19 protein-coding genes and 2 tRNA genes are annotated in these 22,364 nt (G+C 74.2%); 13 read left to right on the forward strand and 8 right to left on the reverse strand.

Translation table 11 applies throughout. The features are described 5' to 3' along the window. Positions 1-74: 74 nt before the first annotated feature. Both ABWK59_RS12840 and ABWK59_RS12845 read right to left on the reverse strand, forming a co-directional pair. Positions 75-728: a pentapeptide repeat-containing protein gene (locus ABWK59_RS12840; protein ID WP_354640628.1), complete on the reverse strand. Its 654-nt coding sequence runs from the start codon at positions 726-728 to the stop codon at positions 75-77. Between the two features lie 99 nt (positions 729-827). After that, positions 828-2,015, reverse strand: coding sequence for a low temperature requirement protein A (locus tag ABWK59_RS12845; protein WP_354640629.1), 1,188 nt, complete (start codon positions 2,013-2,015; stop codon positions 828-830). A gap of 485 nt (positions 2,016-2,500) precedes the next feature. Between ABWK59_RS12845 and ABWK59_RS12850 the strand changes: the two genes are divergently transcribed. The 3 genes from ABWK59_RS12850 (at position 2,501) to ABWK59_RS12860 (ending at position 3,151) form a co-directional block, all read left to right on the forward strand. Next, positions 2,501-2,797, forward strand: a complete 297-nt coding sequence (locus ABWK59_RS12850) for an oligopeptide/dipeptide ABC transporter ATP-binding protein (protein WP_420492774.1) — start codon at positions 2,501-2,503, stop codon at positions 2,795-2,797. 64 nt (positions 2,798-2,861) lie between these two features. Next, positions 2,862-2,935, forward strand: a tRNA-Lys gene (locus ABWK59_RS12855). 142 nt (positions 2,936-3,077) lie between these two features. After that, positions 3,078-3,151: transfer RNA gene (locus ABWK59_RS12860), tRNA-Lys, on the forward strand. A gap of 80 nt (positions 3,152-3,231) precedes the next feature. On the opposite strand, the gene ABWK59_RS12865 is transcribed toward ABWK59_RS12860, so the two are convergent. Next, the gene (locus ABWK59_RS12865) at positions 3,232-4,050 is read right to left on the reverse strand and encodes a hypothetical protein (protein ID WP_354640631.1); all 819 of its coding nucleotides are present in this window, start codon (positions 4,048-4,050) and stop codon (positions 3,232-3,234) included. A 191-nt stretch (positions 4,051-4,241) separates the two neighbouring features. Here ABWK59_RS12865 and ABWK59_RS12870 point away from each other — a divergent pair, with 191 nt between their 5' ends. Next, a complete protein-coding gene (locus ABWK59_RS12870; RefSeq protein ID WP_354640633.1) occupies positions 4,242-6,536 on the forward strand; it encodes a transglycosylase domain-containing protein in 2,295 nt (764 codons plus the stop codon). Between the two features lie 40 nt (positions 6,537-6,576). Continuing rightward, the gene (locus ABWK59_RS12875) at positions 6,577-7,608 is read left to right on the forward strand and encodes an EamA family transporter (protein ID WP_354640634.1); all 1,032 of its coding nucleotides are present in this window, start codon (positions 6,577-6,579) and stop codon (positions 7,606-7,608) included. A 51-nt stretch (positions 7,609-7,659) separates the two neighbouring features. Here ABWK59_RS12875 and ABWK59_RS12880 read toward each other — a convergent pair whose 3' ends face one another. Further along, positions 7,660-7,998, reverse strand: a complete 339-nt coding sequence (locus tag ABWK59_RS12880; RefSeq protein WP_354640636.1) for a chorismate mutase — start codon at positions 7,996-7,998, stop codon at positions 7,660-7,662. Positions 7,999-8,279: 281 nt separating this feature from the next. On the opposite strand from ABWK59_RS12880, the gene ABWK59_RS12885 reads away from it, so the two are divergent. Next, the gene (locus ABWK59_RS12885) at positions 8,280-8,705 is read left to right on the forward strand and encodes an OsmC family protein (RefSeq protein WP_354640637.1); all 426 of its coding nucleotides are present in this window, start codon (positions 8,280-8,282) and stop codon (positions 8,703-8,705) included. 420 nt (positions 8,706-9,125) lie between these two features. Beyond that, the gene (locus ABWK59_RS12890; RefSeq protein WP_354640639.1) at positions 9,126-11,348 is read left to right on the forward strand and encodes a putative bifunctional diguanylate cyclase/phosphodiesterase; all 2,223 of its coding nucleotides are present in this window, start codon (positions 9,126-9,128) and stop codon (positions 11,346-11,348) included. Between the two features lie 114 nt (positions 11,349-11,462). Here ABWK59_RS12890 and ABWK59_RS12895 read toward each other — a convergent pair whose 3' ends face one another. After that, complete coding sequence (locus ABWK59_RS12895; RefSeq protein ID WP_354640641.1) at positions 11,463-12,593, reverse strand: LLM class flavin-dependent oxidoreductase; 1,131 nt, start codon at positions 12,591-12,593, stop codon at positions 11,463-11,465. A gap of 551 nt (positions 12,594-13,144) precedes the next feature. Here ABWK59_RS12895 and ABWK59_RS12900 point away from each other — a divergent pair. Beyond that, a complete protein-coding gene (locus tag ABWK59_RS12900; RefSeq protein ID WP_354640642.1) occupies positions 13,145-13,741 on the forward strand; it encodes a DedA family protein in 597 nt (198 codons plus the stop codon). A gap of 302 nt (positions 13,742-14,043) precedes the next feature. After that, positions 14,044-15,339, forward strand: coding sequence for a hypothetical protein (locus tag ABWK59_RS12905; protein ID WP_354640644.1), 1,296 nt, complete (start codon positions 14,044-14,046; stop codon positions 15,337-15,339). A 104-nt stretch (positions 15,340-15,443) separates the two neighbouring features. Here the strand turns inward: ABWK59_RS12905 and ABWK59_RS12910 are convergent, their stop codons facing one another. From ABWK59_RS12910 to ABWK59_RS12920, 3 genes are all read right to left on the reverse strand, one after another. Next, the gene (locus tag ABWK59_RS12910; RefSeq protein ID WP_354640646.1) at positions 15,444-16,154 is read right to left on the reverse strand and encodes a uracil-DNA glycosylase; all 711 of its coding nucleotides are present in this window, start codon (positions 16,152-16,154) and stop codon (positions 15,444-15,446) included. A 138-nt stretch (positions 16,155-16,292) separates the two neighbouring features. Beyond that, on the reverse strand, positions 16,293-17,432 hold the full coding sequence (locus ABWK59_RS12915; protein WP_354640648.1) for a low temperature requirement protein A: 1,140 nt from the start codon (positions 17,430-17,432) through the stop codon (positions 16,293-16,295). Between the two features lie 140 nt (positions 17,433-17,572). Next, positions 17,573-18,352, reverse strand: a complete 780-nt coding sequence (locus ABWK59_RS12920) for an HAD-IIA family hydrolase (protein ID WP_354640650.1) — start codon at positions 18,350-18,352, stop codon at positions 17,573-17,575. A gap of 178 nt (positions 18,353-18,530) precedes the next feature. Between ABWK59_RS12920 and ABWK59_RS12925 the strand changes: the two genes are divergently transcribed. The 4 genes from ABWK59_RS12925 (at position 18,531) to ABWK59_RS12940 (ending at position 22,348) form a co-directional block, all read left to right on the forward strand. After that, positions 18,531-19,589: a lytic polysaccharide monooxygenase auxiliary activity family 9 protein gene (locus tag ABWK59_RS12925; protein WP_354640652.1), complete on the forward strand. Its 1,059-nt coding sequence runs from the start codon at positions 18,531-18,533 to the stop codon at positions 19,587-19,589. A 298-nt stretch (positions 19,590-19,887) separates the two neighbouring features. Beyond that, entirely contained in the window at positions 19,888-20,955 is a 1,068-nt protein-coding gene (locus ABWK59_RS12930) for a Gfo/Idh/MocA family oxidoreductase (protein WP_354640654.1), read from the forward strand. Positions 20,956-21,160: 205 nt separating this feature from the next. Continuing rightward, the gene (locus ABWK59_RS12935; protein ID WP_420492775.1) at positions 21,161-21,454 is read left to right on the forward strand and encodes a DUF6412 domain-containing protein; all 294 of its coding nucleotides are present in this window, start codon (positions 21,161-21,163) and stop codon (positions 21,452-21,454) included. Between the two features lie 69 nt (positions 21,455-21,523). Next, on the forward strand, positions 21,524-22,348 hold the full coding sequence (locus ABWK59_RS12940) for a YidC/Oxa1 family membrane protein insertase (RefSeq protein ID WP_354640656.1): 825 nt from the start codon (positions 21,524-21,526) through the stop codon (positions 22,346-22,348). The last annotated feature ends 16 nt before the right edge of the window (positions 22,349-22,364 follow it).

Genomic DNA, 22,364 nt, shown 5'->3' on the forward strand with positions numbered 1-22,364 from the left:
CCATGCCTTTGACGCAAGGATTGTTGGACTGTTCACCCCTCGCTCGTACGGCGACCGGGGGGTGAACGGCGGATTCAGGCGTCCTTCACCACGATGCCGAGGGCGTGCGCGAACTGCGGTGCCAGTTCCATCAGTTGGCCGGTGTCGATGACGGCTCCGGCCAGTCCCTGCGGCCCGTCGGGCAGGTCGAGCCGGGTGGCCCCGCGCAGGTCGGTGCGCTGGAGCCGCGCCCCGGCCAGCCGGACGCCCTCCAGGGTGCTGCCGGGGAAGGAGACGTCGGTCAGCCGGGCGCCGCCGAGGTCCACGTCGCGCAGCAGGCAGTCCTCGAAGACCACGTCGGCGAGCAGCGCCGAGCGGAGGTTGACCGCCTCCAGCTTGCACCGGCGCAGCACCGTGCGGCGCAGCTGGGAGCCGTACCAGGCGAGGCCGGCAAGGACGGCGGTGTGCACGGTGGTGTCCTGCCACTCGGACTCGGCCAGGTCCGTGCCGACCCAGCGGCCGCCGCTGACGAGGACCTCGTTGAACCGGGCCCGGCGCAGGCCGGTGCCGTCCAGGTCGACGCCGGTGAAGGCGCACTCCAGGAAGCTGGCGCCGGCTGCGGACTCCGGGTGGGTGCCGCCGTCGAAGTGGACGGTGTCGTAGCGCTCGTCGGGGCGGAGCGGGCCGCTGTGCGGTTGCAGCAGGTGGGCGTACGGGAGGTCGTCGAGGTGTTCGGGGGTGGGGGGCACGGGGGCTCCTGGGGCCGGGACGGGACGGTGCCGGGGCATGGTCGCATCCGGTACTGACGGTCGGCGCGACCACGGGCGGGCCGGCGACGGCGCCCGTGGTCAGGCGCGCCTGGTGTGCAGGACGATGCCCACGGCCACCGCGGCGGCGGTGACCAGCCCGGCGAGCAGGACGCCGCCCTGCCCGGCGGCGGTGCAGGCGAGGACGGCGGCCGCGGCGGCCGGCAGCACCGCCTGCTCGCTGCCCTGCTTGACGTGGCGGGAGTGCAGCGCCCAGACGGTGAACAGGAAGAGCGCGGTGGGGACGGTGACCGCGGCGGTGGCGGCCTCGGCGGAGAGGTGGGCGGCGCCGACGGCGTGCTCGATGGCCACCTCCAGGCCGGCGCCGATCGCCGCTGCCGAGCCGAAGACCAGGTAGTGGCCGTAGCCCCAGAGGAAGGCCTGCCGGTTGGCGCGGAGCAGCCCGTGGATGGGGGTGGCGAAGTAGATCCACCAGGCGCCGAAGCAGATCAGGAGGCCGCCGGCGGCGATCGGCAGCAGTTCGCCGAGCGCCTCGTGCTCGTCGAGCGCGGACTGCATGGCCAGGGTGGCGGCGGTGACCGTCTCGCCGAGCACGATGATGGTGAACAGGCCGTACCGCTCAGCGATGTGGTGCGGGTGCCAGGTGCTCTTGGCCGGGGCCTCGGCCCAGACCGGGACGGCGACCTCGGCGATCACGCCGAGCGGGATGAGGTAGGGGCGGACGTCGTCGGGGACGAGCAGCAGCAGGCACCAGCCAACCTGGCAGACGGCGATGCCGAGGGCGTAGCGCAGGGCCATGGTGCGGGCGGAGCCGCGTTCGGACCGGGCGGCACGCAGCCACTGGGTGATCATGGCGACGCGCATCAGGACGTAGCCGGCGACCGCGAGGGTGACGTCCTGGTCGGCGAAGATCCGCGGGACGCCGGCGGCGAGCACCAGGACGCCGACGATCTGGATCAGGGTGGTGATCCGGTAGGGGACGTCGTCCACGTCGTAGGCGGAGGCGAACCAGGAGAAGTTCATCCAGGCCCACCAGATGGCGAAGAAGGCCAGCAGGTAGCCGCTCAGGCCGGTGCCCAGGTGGTGGTCGGCGACGGCGTGGGCGAGTTCCCGGCCGGCCTGGGCCACGGCCACCACGAAGCAGAGGTCGAAGAAGAGTTCCAGCCAGGTGGCGGTGCGGTGGGGTTCGGCACGGCTCCGGGCGGCCATCCGCCGGACCGGGCGGTGCTGGTCGGGGTCGGGGTGCGGTGCGGCCGCTTCGCTGCTCATCAGCTCGCCTCGGGACGGGGTCGGTACGGCGATCCTGGCACTCCGGATGCCCCGGCGCACGCACCCCGGCGGCATGCTGGGCCGCGCGCCCCCCGGGCTCTCCCGGCCTGCCGTCAGGATGAGTTGACGCCGGAGTGCGCGAACCGGGTGACAGCCCGGCGGCTCGCGGCGTGCCCCGGGGAAGGTGTCCGGGCGACACCGGCCGGGAGGCTAGATTCCGGTACCGAGGGACGACGACACGGGCGGTCCGCGGGCTGTGCGGAAGGTCAAGGACGGGAGGCGGGGCACGGGGGCGGGTCACCGACGCCCCTGGGCCCCTGCCTGCCCGTCCTCGTGATCACCGCGGGCCCGGGTGCCGCCTGCTGTTCGTCGCCGCCGGGCGGGAGGCGGTGGTCACTTCTCCCAGCCGACCCGGGTGATGTCGGTGTCGGCGAGACTCCCGGCGCCGAAGTTGGTACCTCGGCCGGACGGTGGAGACCGGCCGCGTGGCCGAGGTGTTCGAGGCACCCCGGCACCCGTACACCCGGGCGCTGCTGTCCGCCGTCCCGCTGCCCGACCCGGTGGCCGAGCGCACCCGGCGCCGGATCCTGCTGCCCGGCGACCCGCCCTCGTCGACCGAGCGCCGGCCGGGCTGCGGCTTCCGCACCCGCTGCCCGGTGTACGCGGTGCTCGACCCCGGGCGGCGGGCCCGCTGCGAACGCGAGGAGCCCGCCGCCGCCCCGGCCGGCCCGGGCACCGACCACACCGCGGCCTGCCACCGCCCCGGCGAGGCCATCACCTGAGGTGAGCGGGCGGTGACGATTCGGCGGCCGGCCGGAGACCGTGTAGTGTTCTCCGGGTCAGCAGGCGCCGCTAGCTCAGTTGGTTAGAGCAGCTGACTCTTAATCAGCGGGTCCGGGGTTCGAGTCCCTGGCGGCGCACAGACGGTCGAAGGCCCCTCGCGAAAGCGGGGGGCCTTCGGCGTTCCCGAGCAGCAACGGGCCTTCCGACACGGCCCGGCCGGCCGCCGCCGGGGTGGTCCGGAGCACACCGTGGACCGTGTATTGTTTTCCCCGTCAGCAGGCGCCGCTAGCTCAGTTGGTTAGAGCAGCTGACTCTTAATCAGCGGGTCCGGGGTTCGAGTCCCTGGCGGCGCACAGACGGTCGAGGGCCCCTCGCGAAAGCGGGGGGCCTTCGGCGTTCCCGGGCAACTACGGGCCTTCCGACACGGCCCCGGTCAGGCCAGCAGGCGGGTGATCGAGGCGGTCATGGCGGCGACGAAGGCGTCCTGGGTGGCCGGGTCGACCAGGTCGAGCGACAGGTAGGGGTTGAGGTCCTCCAGCTCGACCAGCAGGAGGTCGCCCTCGCGGGTGCGGCAGGCGTCGACCCGCTGGATGCCGTGGTCGATCCGGTTCCAGTCGACGAACCGCTGGGCGAAGGCCAGGTCCTCGGCGCTCGGCCGGTGGACGGCCAGCTCCCAGCGCCGCTCCGGGTCCGGCGTGTAGAGGGCGTACTGGAACTCCCGGTCCACGAAGTAGAAGGACACCTCGTGCCGGAAGTCGATCCTGGGCTGGACCAGCACCCCGCCGAGTGGGGTGGTCGCGAGCTCCTCGGGGGTGGCGAAGACCAGGCCGATGGAGTCGGCGCCCTGCTTCGGCTTGACCGCGTACCGGTCGGCGGCGGGCAGCAGGTGGAGGTCCTCGCGGCGGTCGACGGTGGGGATCACCGGGTAGCCGGCGGCGGTCAGGTCCAGCAGGTACTGCTTGCCGATCTGGTCGGCGAGGCCGGTGAGCTGCGTCCAGACCCGGGTGCCGCGGCGCAGCGCCTCGGTCCGGAACTCCTGGTAGGCGGCCTGGTAGTGCAGGACCGGCCCGCTGTTGCGGACCACCACGGCGTCGAAGGCGTCCATCAGCGCGGTGGCGTCCAGCGGGTGGGCGAGGGCGAGGTCGAAGCGCTCGCGGAGCCGGGCGGTGAGCCGGACGTCCTCGTCCCCGTAGCGGCGGCCGCGGGCCGGGTAGCTGAGGTCGGTGACGTAGAGGATGCGCGGCCGGGCCATCGGACTCCCTGGGTGGCGGTGGGTGCCCGCACCCTATCGGGCGGTGATGGGCGGATGGTAGGGAAATGTGATGTAGACCAAATCCGGACATAGATCCACGATGTCCGCCAAGTGGATCAGGCAGGATGGATCGGTCCAAACCGTCAACCGAGTGAGCGACCGGACCTAGGGGGCTCGCGGGAAGGCCCTCCGTGTCCTCTGGCAGCCAGCAGCCCGGCCGGCGCGCGTCCCTGCACCGCCGCTCCCCCCGGGCCCTCGGGTCCGCCCGTCACCCGCGGGGCGCCCGACCGTCCCGCCGGGGCCTGCGCAGGCTGCTGCCGACCTGGCGGACCTCGCTGCTCTCGCTGACGGCCGCGGCGGTGCTCGGGGTGGCCGCCTTCGCGCTGGGGATCGTCCTGGTCCAGGTGCCGGACGCGCACGCCGCGGCCGTCGCGCAGAGCAACACCTGGCTGTACCAGGACGGCTCGCTGCTGACCCGGACCGGCCAGACCAACCGGCAGAACGTCCCGTTGGAGAAGGTTTCCCCGGCCGCGCAGCACGCCGCCCTCGCCGCCGAGGACCGCAACTTCTACAACGAGGGCGCGGTCAACCTCCAGGGCATGGTCCGGGCGGCGCTCAACACCGCCTCCGGCGGCGGCGCCCAGGGCGGTTCCACGATCACCCAGCAGTACGTCAAGAACACCTACCTGAGCCAGAAGCGGACCATCGGCCGAAAGGTGAAGGAACTGTTCATCGCGATCAAGGTGGACGCGACGCAGAGCAAGGACGAGGTGCTCTCCGGGTACCTCAACACCTCCTATTACGGCCGCGGCGCCTACGGCATCCAGGCCGCCGCGCAGGCGTACTTCGGCGTGGACGCCGACCGGCTGACCACCGCCCAGGGCGCCTACCTGGCGGCGCTGCTCCAGGCTCCGAGCGCCTACGACGTCTCCACCGCCTCCGCCAAGGGGAAGCAGAACGCGGTGAACCGCTGGAACTACGTGCTGGACGGCATGGTCCAGAAGAAGTGGCTGTCCGCCGAGGAGCGGGCGGCGACGGAGTTCCCCGAGGTGAGGGAGCCGAAGAGCGCCCCAGGCCTGGCCGGGCAGGCGGGCTACCTGGTGGCGGCCGCCACCGAGTACCTGACCGGGCAGCACATCCTCACCGACGCCGACCTCGCCCAGGGCGGCTACACCATCACGCTGACCGTCGACCCCAAGCGGCAGCAGCAGCTCCAGGACGCGGTCCGGGCGCAGCTGACCGAGGAGCTGGACCCGGCCAAGCGGAAGGCGGACGCCGCCGTGCAGGCCGGCGCGGTCTCGGTCGACCCGCGGACCGGCCAGGTGGTGGCGCTGTACGGCGGTTCGGACGCCACCGAGCACTGGGTGGACAACGCCACCCGCGAGGACTACCAGGCCGGCTCCACCTTCAAGGCGATCGCGCTGGCGGCGGCCCTCGACAGCGGCGCCCGGACCCAGTCCGGCGAGCGGATCACCGCCGACACCGTCTACGACGGCACCAGCGAGCGCCCGGTGCGCGGCGCCAAGGGCGTCCCGTACGCCCCGCCGAACGAGGGCGGCAAGGACTACGGGCCGATCACCCTGCAGCAGGCCACCGACTGGTCGGTGAACTCGGCGTACGCGCAGCTCGCGCAGGACACCGGCCTGGAGACGGTCCGCAGCACCGCGGTGGCGCTCGGCCTGCCGGCCGACACCCCGGGGCTGGCCGCGGTGCCCTCGATCCCGCTGGGCTCGGCCACCCCGAGCGTGCTGCAGATGGCCGGGGTGTACGCCGCGCTGGCCGATGACGGGCAGCAGATCACCCCGTGGCTGGTGAAGTCGCTGGTGGTCGAGGGCGAGCCGGTGGAGCTGCCGGCGCACAAGGCCACCCAGGCGGTGGGCCGGGAGGCGGCCCGGGCGACCACCGCGGTCCTGCGCGGCGTGGTGGAGGACCCGGGCGGCACCGGCTACCGGGCGGCCGCGCTGAACCGTCCGGCGGCGGGCAAGACCGGTACCACCGACGACTCCAAGTCGGTCTGGTTCGCCGGGTACACCCCGGAGCTGGCCACCGCGGTGGCGCTGTTCGGTCAGGAGCCGGGCACCGGGGCCCAGGTCACCCTGGACGGCCTCGGCGGCGCGGGCAGCGCGGCGGGCGGCCGGTTCCCGGCGCAGATCTGGACGGCGTACATGAAGGCGGCGCTGGCCGGGAAGCCGGTCTCGCCGTTCCCGCAGGCCGCGCGCCGGCCGGTGGTGGCCCCCTCCACCCCGCCGGCCTCCCCGTCGCCCTCGCCCTCCGCGCCGGCCTCCCCGGCGGCCCCGGCCACCCCGCAGGACCGGGAGCGCACCCCGCGCTGGAACGAGCGGACGGACCGCACCCCTGCGGCCACCCCGGGCGGCACCCGGCCGGGTGGCACCCGGACGCCGGCGGCGACGCCCACCGCCACGGCGACCCCCGCGGGCACGGCCACCGCCACCCCCAGCTGGGGGCAGTACCAAAACACGAGATAGCACCTTACGTAGACCGTGGACCGGCTGGCACAATGCGTCGGTGCACAGCTCGATACCCTCACCCGCCCGTTCCGCCGCCTCGGTCGGCCTGGCCCTGGCCCTGCTCTCCTCGTTCGCCTTCGGCGGCTCCGGCACCGCCGCGAAGCCGCTGATCACGGCGGGTCTCTCCCCGCTCCACGTGGTCTGGCTGCGGGTCGCCGGCGCCGCCCTGGTGCTGCTGCCGCTGGCCTGGCGGCACCGGGCGGCGTTCCGGCAGCGACCCGGGCTGCTGATCGGCTTCGGGCTGCTCGCGGTGGCGGCCGTCCAGGCCTGCTACTTCGCCGCGATCTCCCGGATCCCGGTCGGCGTGGCCCTGCTGATCGAGTACCTCGGTCCGCCGCTGCTGCTCGGGTACGTGAAGTTCGTCCAGCGCAAGCCGGTCTCCCGTGGCGCCGCGATCGGGGCGGCGGTCGCGGTGGCCGGCCTGGCCTGCGTGGTCGAGGTGTGGCACGGCCTGAGCTTCGACGCCCTCGGGGTGCTCTTCGCCCTCGGCGCGGCCTGCTGCCAGGTCGGCTACTTCGTGCTGGCCGACGCCGGCCGCCGCGGCGACAAGCCGGTGGACCCGATCGCGGTCAGCGCGTACGGCCTGCTGATCGGCGCGGTGCTGCTGACCGCGTTCACCCGCCCCTGGGAGGCGGACTGGAGCGTGCTCGCCGGGCAGGTCCGGATGAACGGGCACGAGCTTCCCGCGCTGCTGCCCGCGGCCTGGATGATCCTGGTGGCGACCGTGCTGGCGTACCTCACCGGCGTGGTGGCCGTGCAGCGGCTCTCGCCGCCGGTCGCGGGCGTGGTGGCCAACCTGGAGGCCGTGGTGGCCACCGTGCTGGCCTGGGTGCTGCTCGGCGAGCACCTCGGGCTGCCGCAGCTGGCGGGTGGCGCGCTGGTGCTGGCCGGCGCGTTCGCCGCGCAGCGCGGCGGGCCGGACACCCCCGAGCCGCAGGACGCCCCGCCGGCCGGGGACGCCGGGGCCGGGAGGTCCGCGAGCGCGGACGGTCGGACGGAGCGGATCGCGGAGGGTGCCGCCGCGGGCTGACGCAGGACGCGCCCGCTCCCCGGGTGGGGGCGGGCGCGCACCGGGGACGGCTCAGGCCCGGGCGATGGCCTCGTGGTGCCGGATGACCTCGGCGATGATGAAGGTCAGGAACTTCTCGGCGAAGACCGGGTCCAGGTGGGCACCGGCCGCCAGCTCCCGCAGGCGCTTGATCTGCTCGCGCTCCCGGGCCGGATCCGCCGCCGGGAGCCGGTGCTCGGCCTTGAGCCGGCCGACCCGCTGGGTCGCCTTGAACCGCTCGGCGAGCATGTGCACCACAGCGGCGTCGATGTTGTCGATGCTCTCGCGCAGGCTGGTCAGCTCGGCGCGGACGGCCTCGTCGATCCCCTCCGGGCGGGGGGTGGCGGCGGCATTCGCGGGCTGATCGGTCATCGCGTGGCTCCGGGTCGGGTGGACGGCGTACGGGCTCGGGCCTGCGTCAATCTAACAGGGGCGGCCCTGCGGACCCGCACGATTTCGGCCCGACGTCCGCCATGTGGACAGCCCGGTGGGCGGCCCGGTCGGCGGCCGGCTGACGGGGCACGCCCGTCAGGGGTTTGCGGGCAGAGTCCCGGTCCGGGACGGCGGCGGCCCGTAGGCTGGCCCACGGACCGCCGGACGTGACGGACCGGCAGTTCTCCGCCGCAGTTCCCCAGCACAGGAGGTACCCGACCGTGGCCACCACCCGTACCGCGCACACCGTGTGGGAAGGCAACCTGCTCAACGGCAAGGGCATGGCGAGCTTCGACTCCTCCGGCATCGGCGAGTTCCCGGTCTCCTGGCCCGCCCGCAGCGAGGAGCCGAACGGCCTGACCAGCCCGGAGGAGCTGATCGCGGCCGCGCACTCCGCCTGCTTCTCGATGGCCCTCTCGCACGGCCTGGCCGGGGCGGGCACCCCGCCCACCCGGTTGAACACCAAGGCCGACGTGACCTTCCAGCCCGGCACCGGCATCACCGGCGTCCACCTGACCGTGGTCGGCGAGGTGCCCGGTCTGGACGAGGCCGGCTTCGCCAAGGCCGCCGAGGACGCCAAGCTCAACTGCCCGGTCAGCCAGGCCCTGACCGGCACCACGGTGACCCTGACCGCCAGCCTCGCCTGAGCGGTGCCCCTCCCCGCCGGTTCCGGCTGACGGCACGCCGGGCGCGCCGGACACACCGTCAGGGCGCGCCACCCACGGCCCACGCCCCTGGTCTGCTATGGGATCCGGTGATTCCGCAGGCCAGGGGCCTCGTCATGTTCCGCCACGGTCCGTCTGAAACCCGGATGAATCACCCTGGCGGCGGTCGCCGCCCGTTCGGCGGGCGTCCTATGATCGGCGACAGTGGCCAGGGCGCCACCACCACGTCCCCTTGGCGCGGCTCCGGCGGGTGAGCGAGCACCACACCCACCACACGCGGGCCAGGAGGCACCAGGCGAGCCGGCCACCGCGGTACGGGCAGCCGACCGGAACAGTGTGAGCAGCGGACGGGAGCGTGCCGTGCCGGGCCGGAACGAGGGGGCCGACGCACACCGCCAAGGCGTGCGGCACCAGGAACCGAGACACACCCACCAACCACACCCCGACCGCGAGACCGGCGGGCTGCGCACGGCGTACCGGCCCCCGGACGGGACGGCGGTCGCCGAGGGCCCCGGACCGGAGCTCGGGCACCGGGACCCGGATCCGGGTCAGGCGGAGCCCGGCCTCGGGCAGGTGGCTCTCGGCCAGCGGGAGGAGGACGGTTCGCCGGCGGTCTGCCCCACCTGCGCCGCCCCGGTGGGCGGGGACAGCGCCCAGCTGCTGGCCGCGCTCCGGGCCAGCGAGTCCCGGTTCCGGGCTGCGTTCGCCGACGCCGCGATCGGCATGGCGCTGATCGACCCGGACGACCTGATCATCGAGGCCAACCCCGCCTTCGCGGCGATGCTCGGGTGCGGTGCAGGCGAGCTGGTCCGCACCCACATCCACGACATCATCGACCCCGAGGACGCGCCCCGGCGGCTCTACCGGGAGCTGGTGCGCGGGGAGCGGGAGCGGATCCGGGTCGAGAAGCGGCTCAAGCACCGTGCCGGGCGCGAGGTCTGGAGCAAGGTCACCATCTCGCTGATCCGGGACGGCGCCGGGCGGCCGATGTACACCCTGGCGATGGTCGAGGACGTCACCGAGCAGCGGCTGCTCGGCGACCGGCTGGCGTACCAGACCCTGCACGACCCGCTGACCCGGCTGCCGAACCGGACGCTGTTCTTCGAGCGGCTGGACGCGGCGTTCCAGCCCGCGGCGCAGCAGGTGAACGGCAGTGTGAACGGTGCGGGGGGTGGTGCGGCCGTCAACGGCGGGCCGGTGAACGGCTCGGGTGGGCGGCAGGTGGTGGGCTCGGCGATCGACGGGCTGCCGGTGAACGGCCTGCCGACCGACGGGGTGTCGGCCGGCGGTCCGGCGGCGGGCGGCCCCGCCGCGAACGGCTCCAGCGGCTCCAGCGGCACGGCCAACGGCCGGGCGGGGGCGATGGCCTCCCCCGGGCGGCGGGTCGGGCTCTGCTACGTGGACCTGGACGGCTTCGCCGCGATCAACGAGACCCTCGGTCACCACATCGGCGACCAGCTGCTGGTGGCCGTGGCCGGCCGGCTGGAGCGCGGGTTCGGCCGCCGCGAGGAACAGTTGGTTGCCCGGCTCGGCGGCGACGAGTTCGCCGTCCTGGTCACCGACAGCCGGGGCAGCGAGCAGCTCACCCGGCTGGCCACCGAGCTGGTCGCAACCCTGGAGCAGCCCTTCGAGGTGGCCGGGCACCAGCTCGCCGTCACCGCCTCGGTCGGCGTGGTGGAGCGGCCGGTGCACGGCAGCACCCCGACCGACCTGCTACGGGACGCCGACTCGACGCTCTACTGGTCCAAGGCCGACGGCCGGGCCCGCTGGACCCTGTACGACCAGGACCGCGGCGCCGACCAGCTCACCCGCCACCTGCTGGCCACCGCTCTGCGGCCGGCACTGGAACGCGGCGAGTTCGCGGTGGAGTACCAGCCGCTGGTGGGCCTGTCCGACGGGGCGGTGCGCGGGGCGGAGGCGCTGGTCCGCTGGCGACACCCGCGGTACGGGACGCTCTCGCCGGACCGCTTCATCCCGCTGGCGGAGGAGTCCGGGGCGATCGTCCCGCTGGGCAAGTGGGTGCTGGAGGAGTCCTGCCGGCAGGCCCAACGCTGGCTCGCCGAGTTCCCGGACACCGAGACCTTCGTCAGCGTCAACCTGGCGGCCCGCCAGATCTGGGACTCCGACGTGGTCGCCGACGTGGCCGAGGTCCTGGAGACCACCGGGCTGCCGGCCCGGCTGCTGCAGCTGGAGATCACCGAGAGCGCGGTGCTGGGGCCCGGCGGCCGGCCGTCCGAGGCGTTGCAGGCGCTGGCCGACATGGGCATCCGGATCGCCATCGACGACTTCGGCACCGGGTACTCCAACCTCGCCTACCTCTCCCGGCTGCCGGTGCACGTGCTCAAGCTGGACGGGAGCTTCATCCAGGGCTTCCGCGACCCGGCGCGGCCGGACACGGCGACGTCGGACGCGGCGCGGTCGCACGCGGACGAGCAGATCGTCGGCGCGATGGTGCAGCTGGCCCACGCACTCGGGCTGACCGTGACCGCCGAGGGCATCGAGAGCGCGGCACAGGCCGAACGGCTCCGGCTCACCGGGTGCGACACCGCCCAGGGCTGGTACTTCGCCCGCCCCGGGGAGGCGGAGCTGGTGGCCGCCATACTGCGGGAGCGCCGCCGGAGCTGACGCCTGCGCAACCGGGCAACCCCTGAAGGGGCGCGTGGAACTGCGCGACCAATCCACCGCGGACCGTAACCGCCCGCCCCGCGCAGTTCCCCGCGCCCCTCGGTGGTTGCCCCGTCACGCCAGGCCGTAGGCCTGGGCGATCAGGGCGTACGAGTGGCGGCGGGCCGTGTGGCCGTGGATGTGGGAGGTGACCATGAGTTCGTCGGCGCCGGTGCGGGCGCGGAGCCGTTCCAGCCCCTGGGCCACCTGTGCGGGAGCGCCGAGGACCATGGTGCCCAGCCACTCCTCCAGGAAGTCCCGCTCGGCCGGGGTGTACGGGTGGGCGGCGGCCTCGTCGGGGGTGGGGATCAGGCCGGGGCGGCCCTGGCGGAGCCGGAGCATGGCCAGCCCGGCGGAGCGGGCGAGTCGCAGGGCCGCCTCCTCGTCCTGGGCCGCGACGGCGCTGACCCCGATCAGTGCGTACGGCTCGTCGAGGACGGCCGAGGGCTCGAAGCTCGACCGGTAGAGGTCCAGCGCCGGCACGGTGTTGGCGGCGCTGAAGTGGTGGGCGAAGGCGAACGGGAGGCCGAGCCGGCCGGCCAGCCGGGCGCTGAAGCCGGAGGAGCCGAGCAGCCAGATCGGCGGGCGGCCCTCGCCGCTCGGGACGGCCCGCAGCCGGGCGTACGGGTGGCCGGCGGGGAAGTCGCCGTCCAGGAAGTGGGTGAGTTCGGCGAGTTGCTGCGGGAAGTCGTCGGCCCCCTCGGAGAGGCCACGGCGCAGGGCGCGGGCGGTGGCCTGGTCGGTGCCGGGGGCGCGGCCGAGGCCGAGGTCGATGCGGCCCGGGTGGAGGGCCTCCAGCAGCCCGAACTGCTCGGCGACGGCGAGCGGCGCGTGGTTGGGCAGCATCACGCCGCCGGAGCCCAGGCGGAGGGTCGAGGTGTGGGCGGCGAGGTGGGCCAGCAGCACGGCGGGGCTGGAGCTGGCGACCCCGGGCATGCCGTGGTGCTCGGCCACCCAGAACCGGTGGTAGCCCCAGGACTCCGCGGCGCGGGCCAGCTCGGTGGTGGCGGCGAGGGCCTCGCCCGCCGTGTGGCCGGCGCCGACCGTGGCCAGGTCGAGGATGGAGAGCGGCGCCGGGGCGGTGCCGCGGGCCCGGCCCCGGATCGGGTCGGCGGCGGCGCCCGGCCCGGTCGCGGGGACGGGTCCGGGGTCGCCGGGGCGTTCGCCGTGGGATCCGCCGAGGGGCTGGTCCGCCGCGCTGGTCATGCTGTTCGTCCTCCCTGTCCGGCGCCGTGGGTACGGGCCGTTGGTGGACAACCGGTCCGCGGGCCGCCGTGTTCCCGGTGTGACGTACGGGACGTGTCGGCGCGCTCGGGACCGGTGCGGACTACTGACGCGCTACCAGGGGAACACGCAGCGTGGCGAGTTCACGCCAGCGCGGGAAGTCGCCAGCCGGATCGGCCACTGCGGTCCCGGTGGTGCGGCAAGCTTGTGGATCAGTACGGACCGCTCACCGGCCCGTGCCGCATGCGCACGACCGGCGGGCTCGACCAGCGCCGTCCGGTCCCACGAGCCCCTGGAGCGGCACCCCGCCCGGGGGCTCTCGCCGTTCCCGGGCCCGCGTGCCCCGGCGGACCTCGCCGGCCGGTCCCCTACCGGACCCCACCCCACCTCCAGCGCCGGTCCGGGTCCGCTCCGGGTCGGCCCCGCCGTGAGTCCGACCACACAGGGGTGCTTCACGGCATGAAAGGTCGAAGCGCTAGCGTTGTGCCGCGCAGCACCTGCTCTCCCCCGGGAGGTCTGGAGGGAGTACCACCATGGAGATCACCGACGCGGTCGGACCGTCACTCATCTGTGTACTGGCGCTGTGCGCCGTCCTGGGTGACGCCTTCCTGCCGTTCCTGCCGAGCGGCACCCTGGTGATCCTCGCGGTGCTCCGGGTCTCGGAGACCTCCGGTTCGCCCCTGCTGCTCGCGGTGGGGGTGGCGGTGGCCTCGTTCCTCGGCGATCTGCTGCTGCTCAACCTGGCCCGGCGCGGCGCGCCCGCGGTGCACCGGCGGCTGGCGCGCCGTCCGAAGCTGGCCGCCAGCGTCGAGCGGGTGGCCCGCACCCTGGAGGGCGTGACCAGCCGGACCGCCGCGGCGATGGTGATCGTCGCCCGCTTCGTCCCGGCCGGACGGACCGTGCTGGACCTGGCCGTCGGGCACTCCTCGGGCCGTCCTCGCACCTATCTGCGCTGGTCGGCGCTGGCCGCGGTGGTGTGGGCCGCGTACATCGTCAGTCTCGGCTGGCTGAACAGCCACTGGTTCGACACGGTCTGGCTGAGCTTCGCGGTGTCCTGCGCCGCGGCCACGGCGATCAGCAGCGCCATCGCCCGGGTGGTCCGCCGTCGCCGTCGCGCCCTCGCGGTCTGAGCCGGCACCGACCCCTCGGCCCGGAACGGGGCATGAGCCTCCTGTGACGGCTCGCGGCAGCGTCCGCGCGCCCTCTGTCGCAGGTTCGCAACAGTCCTCCGGAGCCCGGATCCGGCCTGCCGTGGGGCCGCGTGGTCACCCGTGCGGAGGGGCGGCGGACTTTGTCCGGCTTCCCGCGCTCATGCCATCCTTGGGTGGCGACAGTGACCAATTGTCCGATTTTGCCAGTACTTGACCTCCGGTCGGCCCAGTGGAGCCCCGGAGGTCGTCCCGGCGGGTCGGACGCGGTGGCAGGGGAGACCATGAGCAGAATCTCGCGCAGGACACTGCTGGGGGCCACGGCGGGGGCGGCCGCCCTGGGCGCGGTGACCGCCTGCTCGGGCGGGGCCGGGGGCGGCAGCCAGGACGGGGCCACACCCGGCTCGGGTGCCGGGGGCTCCGGCACCCCGGGCGGTCCCACCGTCAAGGGCACGCCGCTGGGCGACGGTTCGACCTCCGACACCGGCGCCCAGCCGAACCAGCCGAAGCCGGAGAAGCTGAAGCCCGGTGAGCGGCCGCCGCAGTTCGTGGTGTTCTCCTGGGACGGCGCCGGCGGCACCGAGGACGGCCAGTTCGACCGGTTCCTCAAGGTCGCCCAGGAGCACAAGGCCGCGATGACCTTCTTCCTCTCCGGCATCTACACCCTGCCCAAGGAGAAGGCCTCCCTCTACCACCCGCCGAAGCACAGCGTCGGCGCCTCCGACATCACCTACCTCTCCGAGGCCGGGGTGAAGAGCACCCTGAAGCTGATCGGCAGGGCGTGGCTGGCCGGGCACGAGATCGGCACCCACTTCAACGGGCACTTCTGCTCCACCCGGCCGGACGGGAACGGCGTCAACAAGTGGACGTCCGAGGACTGGGCCAGCGAGATCGAGCAGGCGGTCGGGTTCGTCACCCAGTGGCGCACCAACACCGGCTTCACCGACGTCGACCCGCTGCCCTTCGACTACCGCAAGGAGCTGATCGGCGGTCGCACGCCCTGCCTGGAGGGGCAGAAGGCGCTGCTGCCCACCGCGGCCAAGCTCGGCTGGAAGTACGACGCCAGTTCGCCCGGCGGGCAGCAGATCTGGCCGCAGAAGGTCCAGGACGGCAAGGTCTGGGACTTCCCGCTGCAGAGCATCCCGTTCCCCGGGCACACCTTCCAGGTGCTGTCGATGGACTACAACATCCTCTTCAACCAGTCCGCAGGCAGCACCAAGGGCGACCCGGGCAAGTACGACGCCTGGCGCACCCAGGCCCGCGACTCGTACCTGGCGGGTTTCAACCGGGCGTACGACGGCAACCGGGCGCCGCTGTTCATCGGCAACCACTTCGAGCAGTGGAACGGCGGCATCTACATGGACGCCGTGGAGGAGACCATCAAGGCCGTCGCCGGGAAGCCGGACGTCCGGCTGGTGTCGTTCCGTCAGCTGGTGGAGTGGCTGGAGGTCCAGGACCAGTCCACACTGCGCAAGCTGCGCACCCTCGGGGTCGGTCAGGCGCCGGCGGGCGGCTGGGAGCAGTTCCTCGGGGTGCCGGGCGGCGCGGCCGCGTCGGGGTCGGCGACCACCCCGGGCTGAGCCGGGGTCGGCCCCGCCGATTCCCCTGGCACGGCGAAGAGCGGCCCGGGCTCCCCTCCCGGGCCGCTCACCCCCCGGGGCTCAGGACGAGCCCCGTGGCCGGATCAGGCGTCGAGCGCCGGGATCCGCCAGTCCATGGCGTCGGTGCCGAACTGCTCCAGCGCCGCGTCGATCTGCGAGAAGGGCTTGCTGCCGAAGAACAGCTTGGCCGAGAGCGGGGACGGGTGGGCGCCCTGCACCACCACGTGCTTCTCGGTGTCGATCAGCGGCAGCTTCTTCTTGGCGTAGTTGCCCCAGAGCACGAACACCACCGGCTCGTCCCGCGCGCTCACCGCCTTGATCACCGCGTCGGTGAACTTCTCCCAGCCCTTGGCCTTGTGGGAGTTCGGCTCGTGCGCCCGCACGGTGAGCACCGCGTTGAGCAGCAGCACGCCCTGCTCGGCCCAGTGCATCAGGTACCCGTGGGCGGGGGCGGGGATGCCGAGGTCGGCGTCCAGCTCCTTGAAGATGTTCCGCAGCGAGGGCGGGGTCTTGGTGCCGGGCAGCACCGAGAAGCTCATGCCGTGCGCCTGGCCGTCGTCGTGGTACGGGTCCTGGCCGAGGACGAGGACGCGGACCTTGTCGTACGGGGTGGCCGCCAGGGCGGAGAACTCCTGGCCGCTCGGCGGGAAGACCTGGTGCTCGGCGCGCTCGGCGGCGACGAAGGCGGCCAGCTCGGCGAAGTACGGCTTGGCCAGCTCGTCGGCGAGCACCTCCCGCCAGGACTCGGGCAGCTCGAAACCGGCGCTCACGGCCGCCTCAGCCAGATCCGTCACGACAAACCTCCCACCGGCCGCGCCATGTTCGGCGCACCGCCTCGGACGTACGACTTCCTGTTTCCTACGACCAGAACGCTACACACCCGCACCGACAGCCGGGACCGCTACCGGCGGGGAACCCGGCCCGGGGTGCGGTCATCCCAGGTCGGGCGCCAGGCAGTCCGGGACCGGGGCCGGTGCCGCCTCCCCGTCCCGGGCCCGGCGGACCCGCAGGTACTCCAGCAGGTTGAGCCCCACCAGCAGCACCGCCAGCGAGCCGAGCGCGGCCAGCGCCGGCAGCCGCACCATCAGCGGCAGCAGGGCGAGCACCACCGCTGCGGCGGCCGTCCGGGTCGGCGAGAGCGTGCCGAACATCATCCACCGGGTGTAGCCGAAGGTCAGCAGGTACAGCGCCGAGCCCCCGTACAGCAGCGCGAGGGGGCCCGCACCGAGCGCCCGCCCGGGCTCGGCCACCGTCTCGCCGAAGCCCACCGCGACCGCGATCACCGAGCCGATCAGCGCCAGGTGCCCGTACGAGAACACCCAGCGGATCATGTCGCGACGCGAGGAGGCCGTCTCCACGGCGTACCGCATGGCGTCCGAGGCGTAGCCGAAGTACAGCCACCACAGCGCGCAGGAGATGACGAACGCGGAGGCCACCGAGCCGAGTTGGGCCGGATGCAGGTCGGACTGCGCGACCGGGCCGCCGATCCCGACGATGGACTCGCCGAGCGCCACCAGCAGGAAGAGCCCGAACCGCTCGGGCAGGTGCCCGGGGTGGTACTCGACCTTGGCCAGCCGGCGCCGGAACACCAGCGGCGCGGACAGGTCGCAGCACGCGGCGGCCGCCCAGAGCAGCGTCCGGGCCGGCCCGTCGAGCAGGCCGCCGGCCACCAGCAACGGCCCGCTGACCAGGGCGCCCACGCCGTACGGGCCGTGCCACGCGCCCGGGATCCGGCCGACCAGCCAGAGCAGCACCAGCCGCGCCGCCCAGTACCCGGCGCCCAGCAGCACCCCGCGCGGCCCGTAGGCGCCGGGCAGCGCCAGCGCCATGAACAGGCCGCCGAGGCCGACCGCGAAGATACCGAGCCGGTCCCGCAGGGTGTCCACGTCGCGGATGTTGGCCTGCACGGTGGTGCCGACCCAGCACCAGTACACCGGCACGAAGACCACCAGCGCCTGAACCGTCCCCGTCCAGTCGTGGCGGTGGTGCAGCAGCTGTGACACCTGCGTCACGGCGAAGACGAACACCAGGTCGAAGTAGAGCTCCGCCCAGGTGACCTTCTTCTCCTCCATCCCCGTCGACCCCCCTGTGTGCCCGGCCCCGCGGTCCACGGCGCCGGCGAACGGAAACCCCGCCGCCCGGTACGTCGGACGGCGGGGTCGTGCGGTGGTGGTGCGTGTGGTGCGGTGGCCTTGCGCTTCGGCGGCGGGTCTCAGACCTCGTCGATCAGGTCGGCCACCGACTTGACCACCCGGGTCGGCCGGTACGGGAATCGCTCCACGTCCTCCGGGGCGGTCAGGCCGGTGAGCACCAGGATCGTCTCCATGCCGGCCTCCATGCCGGAGACCACGTCGGTGTCCATCCGGTCGCCGATCATGGCCGCGGTCTCCGAGTGCGCGCCGGCCGAGTTCAGCGCCTCGCGCATCATCAGCGGGTTGGGCTTGCCGACGAAGTACGGGTCCACCCCGGTGGCCTTGGTGATCAGCGCCGCGACCGAGCCGGTAGCCGGCAGCACGCCCTCGGTGGACGGGCCGGTCTCGTCCGGGTTGGTGCAGATGAACCGGGCGCCCGCGTTGATCAGCCGGATCGCCTTGGTCAGCGCCTCGAAGCTGTACGTGCGGGTCTCGCCGAGGACCACGTAGTCCGGGTCCTTGTCGGTCAGCACGTACCCGGCCTGGTACAGCGCGGTGGTCAGGCCCGCCTCGCCGATGACGTACGCGGTGCCGCCGGGGCGCTGGCCCTTGAGGAACTTGGCAGTGGCCAGCGCGGAGGTCCAGATGCACTCCTCCGGCACCTCCAGGCCCATCCCGGCCAGCCGGGCGCTGAGGTCGCGCGGGGTGTAGATCGAGTTGTTGGTGAGCACCAGGAACGGCTTGCCGGACTCCCGGAGCTTCCGGAGGAACTCCTTCGCCCCCGGGATCGGCGTGCCCTCGTGGATGAGGACCCCGTCCATGTCGGTCAGCCAGGACTCGATGGGCTTGCGGTCTGCCACGTGCGTGTCTCCAGAGGTCTTGCGGTGGTCGTACGGGCTGCCCCAACGCGCCCCAGCCTAATCCGCACGCCTGCCCGATCACAGGACCCGCCCGCCCACCGGACGGTCCGCCCCCGCCTCAAGGCTTCCTTAAGCCACTCCTAACGTCGCTGATGGCACGTCAACTTCCTTGCCCGTAATGGCTACCGTGCTCGCAGGGGCAGCCCCCGACCACCCCCCGGACACACCCCACACCCCCACCCTGGAGCACTCGATGACCGTCCGCCGCACCACCCTCGCCCTGGCCGCCGCCTGTGCCGTCGCGGGCGTGCTCGCCACCCCCGACCTCGCCGCCGCGCACGGCTCGATGCAGAACCCGCTCAGCCGGGTCGAGGGCTGCTACCTGGAGGGACCCGAGCGGCCCAAGACCGACGCCTGCAAGGCCGCCATCGCCCTCGCCGGCACCCAGGCCATGTACGACTGGAACGGCGTCCGGATCGGCGACGCGGCCGGCCGGCACCGCCAGCTGATCCCGGACGGCCGGCTCTGCAGCGCCAACAACGCCGAGTTCGTCGGACTCGACCTGGCCCGGCCCGACTGGGCCGCCACCAACCTGACCGCCGGCGCCGACTTCACCTTCAAGTTCCGCGCCACCGCCCCGCACCGCGGCACCTTCCAGCTGTACATCACCAACAGCACCTACGACCCCTCCCGCCCGCTGAGCTGGTCGAACCTGGAATCCACCCCCTTCCTCACCGTCACCGACCCGCCGCTCGTCGACGGGCAGTACGTGATGCCCGGGAAGATCCCCGCCGGCAAGACCGGACGCCACCTGATCTACGCGATCTGGCAGCGGTCGGACAGCCCCGAGGCCTTCTACTCCTGCTCGGACGTGGTGTTCGACGGCACCGGCAACGCCGCGGGGAAGGCGGCCGTCCCGGCCGCCGACAGCGGGACCGCCCACGTCCACGACACGACGGCGGCTGCCCCGGCGGCGCCGGCGGCTGCGGCTGCCCCGGCTGCGGCTGCTCCGACGGCTGCCCCGGCTGCGGCACCGGCCGGGCAGGTGGTGGCGGAGGCCGCCCCGGCGGCGGTCCAGGACACCCCGCAGCAGCCGGTGAACGCCCAGCTCGCCGGCACCCAGCTCGCCCAGACCGGCGGCTCCCGGGCGACGGGCCTGATGGCCTCCGTCGGCGCCGCCTTCCTCCTCGCCGGAGCCGCCGTCACCGTCATCCACCGCCGCAAGCGCCGCGCCTGACGCAACCGGGCAACCCATCAGGGGCGTGTGGGGGCACCTCCCAGCCGCCAAGGCTGGGGGAGAACTGCGCGACCGACCACCGCGGACTCGTCACCTCCGCTCTCCCACAGTCCCCCGCGCCCTCAGTGGTGCCCCCTGAACCGGCCCACCCACGCCCAACGGCCCGTGCTCTCAGTGACCGACCCACGCCTCCCGCCTCGCGCAGCTCCACGCGCCCCTGGTTGTGGCCGGCCGCCTGCGCGGGCTTTCCGCGCGTGCCTGCGTGGGGGTGGCCGGGTGGGCGTGGTTCCGTAGGGGGATGAGCGACTCGTTCCGGGTGGGGCTGGTGGGCTACGGGCTGGCCGGGTCCGCGTTCCATGCCCCGCTGATCGCCACCACGCCCGGTCTGCGGCTGGAAGCCGTGGTCACCGCCAACCCCGAGCGCCGGGACCGGCTCCGGCGGGAGCACCCCGGCGCCCGCGCCGTGGACACCCCCGAGCAGCTCCTCGCCGAGGCGGATCGCCTCGATCTGGTGGTGATCGCCTCCCCCAACCGCACCCATGTCCCGCTCGCCCGGAAGGCTCTGCTCGCCGGGCTGGCCACCGTGGTGGACAAGCCGCTGGCGGCGACCGCCGCCGAGGCGCGGGACCTGTGCGAGTTCGCGGAGAAGTCCGGGATCCTGCTCTCGGTGTTCCAGAACCGGCGCTGGGACGGCGACTTCCTCACCACCCGCCGCCTGGTGGAGGGCGGCGCGCTGGGCCGGGTGCACCGGTTCGAGTCCCGGTTCGAGCGGTTCCGGCCGAAGCCGAAGGCGGGCTGGCGGGAGCTGGCCGACCCGGCGGAGGTCGGCGGCACGCTGTACGACCTGGGCAGCCACCTGGTGGACCAGGCGCTGGTGCTGTTCGGCCCGGTGGAGTCGGTGTATGCGGAGATCGACGTCCGCCGGGACGGGGCGGTGGTGGACGACGACGCGTTCCTGGCGCTGACCCACGCCTCGGGTGTCCGCTCGCACCTGTGGACGAGCGCGCTCGCGCCGCTGGGCGGTCCCCGGCTGCGGGTGCTCGGCGACACGGCCGGCTACGTCAAGTACGGGTTGGACCCGCAGGAGGACGCCCTGCGGGCCGGTCGCCGGCCGGGTGGTCCCCCGGCGGACGGGCCGTGGGGCGCGGAGGACCCGGTCCGGTACGGCGTGCTGGGAACGGACGGGGCCGAGGAGCCCGTCCCCACCGAGCCGGGCGACTACCCGGCCTTCTACGCCGGTGTCGCCGCCTCGCTCGCCACCGGCGCCCCGCCGCCGGTGGACCCGTGGGACGCCGTGGCCGCGCTCACCGTGCTGGAGGCGGCCCGCGGCTCGGACGCCACCGGCACCGTCGTCCGCCTGCGCTGAACGACAGCTGAACGACGACCATGACGGCAGGGCCGGAAACCCCGACCGACCCGGAGTTCTCCCTGAGATCACCCCGAGCCGGCCCGGCCGGGCGTACCCGTCCCGTACGATCGACGACGAACCGTCAGCCCGCCGGCGCCACCGCGCCGTCCTGCGCCGTCCAAACCGCCCCCGCTCCGCGCCCGCCGTCCCGAGGAGGTCAGCCGTGCCCGTGGTCGCCCTGCTGCTGGCCCTGCTCCGGGTGCTGACCGGCGATCAGCTGCTCGGGCAGCCCGCGCTGGCCGTGGTGGCCGCCACGGCGGCCGTCGTGCTGCTGGCCGGCGCCGTCGCGGGCACTCTGGTCGCGGCCCGGCTGCTCGGTGCCCGGGCCCCTTCGACGGTCCGTGACGGGGTGCTGCGCCGGCGCGCGTACCGCACCGCCTTCCTTCCTCAGCGTGATCCGGACGCCCGGGGCCGTCGCCGCCCCAGGGCGCCGGGTGCGGCCCCGGCGGCCGCGTAACCCCCTGCTCCGCGCGGTCGCCCTCCTGCCGTCACCTCGTCACCCGAGACCCCGGAGGGCTCGCTCGCCATGTCCGTCTTCACGCTGCTCGACCCTGCCGTCCGCCTGGCCCACGATGCCGTGGCCGCGCTGGCGCAGGTGGTTCCCACCGCCGTGGCCGTCGTCCTGTTCACCGTCGCGGTCCGGCTGGCCCTGCACCCGCTGGCCCGGGCCGCGGCGCGCGGGGAGAAGGCCAGGGCGCGGCTGGCGCCGCAGGTCGCCGAGCTCAACCGCCGGCACAAGGACCGGCCGGAGAGGCTGCAGGCCGCGCTGGCGGAGCTGTACCGGGAGGAGGGGTCCTCGCCGTTCGCGGGCTGCCTGCCGATGCTGGTGCAGCTGCCGTTCTTCTCGGTGATGTACCGGCTGTTCACCACCCCGAACGACCTGCTGGACCACACCCTGGCGGGCGTCCCGCTCGGTCTGCACGTCGGTTCGGCGCACGGCGCCGGGCAGCTGCTGGTCTTCGGCGCGCTGTACGCGGGGCTGGCGGCGGTCGGCTACGCGGGCTTCCGCCGGGCCCGCCGGACGCCGGCGGAGGGGGCGGCGGCGGTGCCGGGCGCCCGGCTGCTGCCGTACCTGTCCTTCGGCACGGTGCTGTTCGCGGCCCTGGTGCCGCTCGCGGCCGGGCTGTACCTGCTCACCACCACCGCGTGGTCCGCGGCCGAGCGGGCGTGGCTGCACCGGGACGTGCCGCGGCCCGCCGCCGAGGACCGGGCCCCGGCCACACCGGCACCGACCGCCCCGGCCACCGAGCACAGGAGCGGGAAGCCCGCCACCCGGCGGAAGGCGCCGCGGCGGGCGAACGGACCGGGGCGCCCGGCCGGGCGCCGGCGGACCGCGGCCGGCGGCCGCTGAGCCCGCCGTCGGCCGG

The sequence above is a fragment of the Kitasatospora sp. HUAS MG31 genome, from assembly GCF_040571325.1.
GTDB classification, from domain to species: Bacteria; Actinomycetota; Actinomycetes; order Streptomycetales; family Streptomycetaceae; genus Kitasatospora; species Kitasatospora camelliae.

Excerpts from the sequence above, each read along its gene's own strand:
- ABWK59_RS12845 (WP_354640629.1), bottom strand. The coding sequence starts at position 2,015 with ATGAGCAGCGAAGCGGCCGCACCGCACCCCGACCCCGACCAGCACCGC.
- ABWK59_RS12915 (WP_354640648.1), bottom strand. The coding sequence starts at position 17,432 with ATGGAGGAGAAGAAGGTCACCTGGGCGGAGCTCTACTTCGACCTGGTG.
- ABWK59_RS12900 (WP_354640642.1), top strand. The coding sequence starts at position 13,145 with ATGGAGATCACCGACGCGGTCGGACCGTCACTCATCTGTGTACTGGCG.
- ABWK59_RS12930 (WP_354640654.1), top strand. The coding sequence starts at position 19,888 with ATGAGCGACTCGTTCCGGGTGGGGCTGGTGGGCTACGGGCTGGCCGGG.
- ABWK59_RS12865 (WP_354640631.1), bottom strand. The coding sequence starts at position 4,050 with ATGGCCCGGCCGCGCATCCTCTACGTCACCGACCTCAGCTACCCGGCC.
- ABWK59_RS12905 (WP_354640644.1), top strand. The coding sequence starts at position 14,044 with ATGAGCAGAATCTCGCGCAGGACACTGCTGGGGGCCACGGCGGGGGCG.
- ABWK59_RS12940 (WP_354640656.1), top strand. The coding sequence starts at position 21,524 with ATGTCCGTCTTCACGCTGCTCGACCCTGCCGTCCGCCTGGCCCACGAT.
- ABWK59_RS12880 (WP_354640636.1), bottom strand. The coding sequence starts at position 7,998 with ATGACCGATCAGCCCGCGAATGCCGCCGCCACCCCCCGCCCGGAGGGG.
- ABWK59_RS12895 (WP_354640641.1), bottom strand. The coding sequence starts at position 12,593 with ATGACCAGCGCGGCGGACCAGCCCCTCGGCGGATCCCACGGCGAACGC.
- ABWK59_RS12925 (WP_354640652.1), top strand. The coding sequence starts at position 18,531 with ATGGCTACCGTGCTCGCAGGGGCAGCCCCCGACCACCCCCCGGACACA.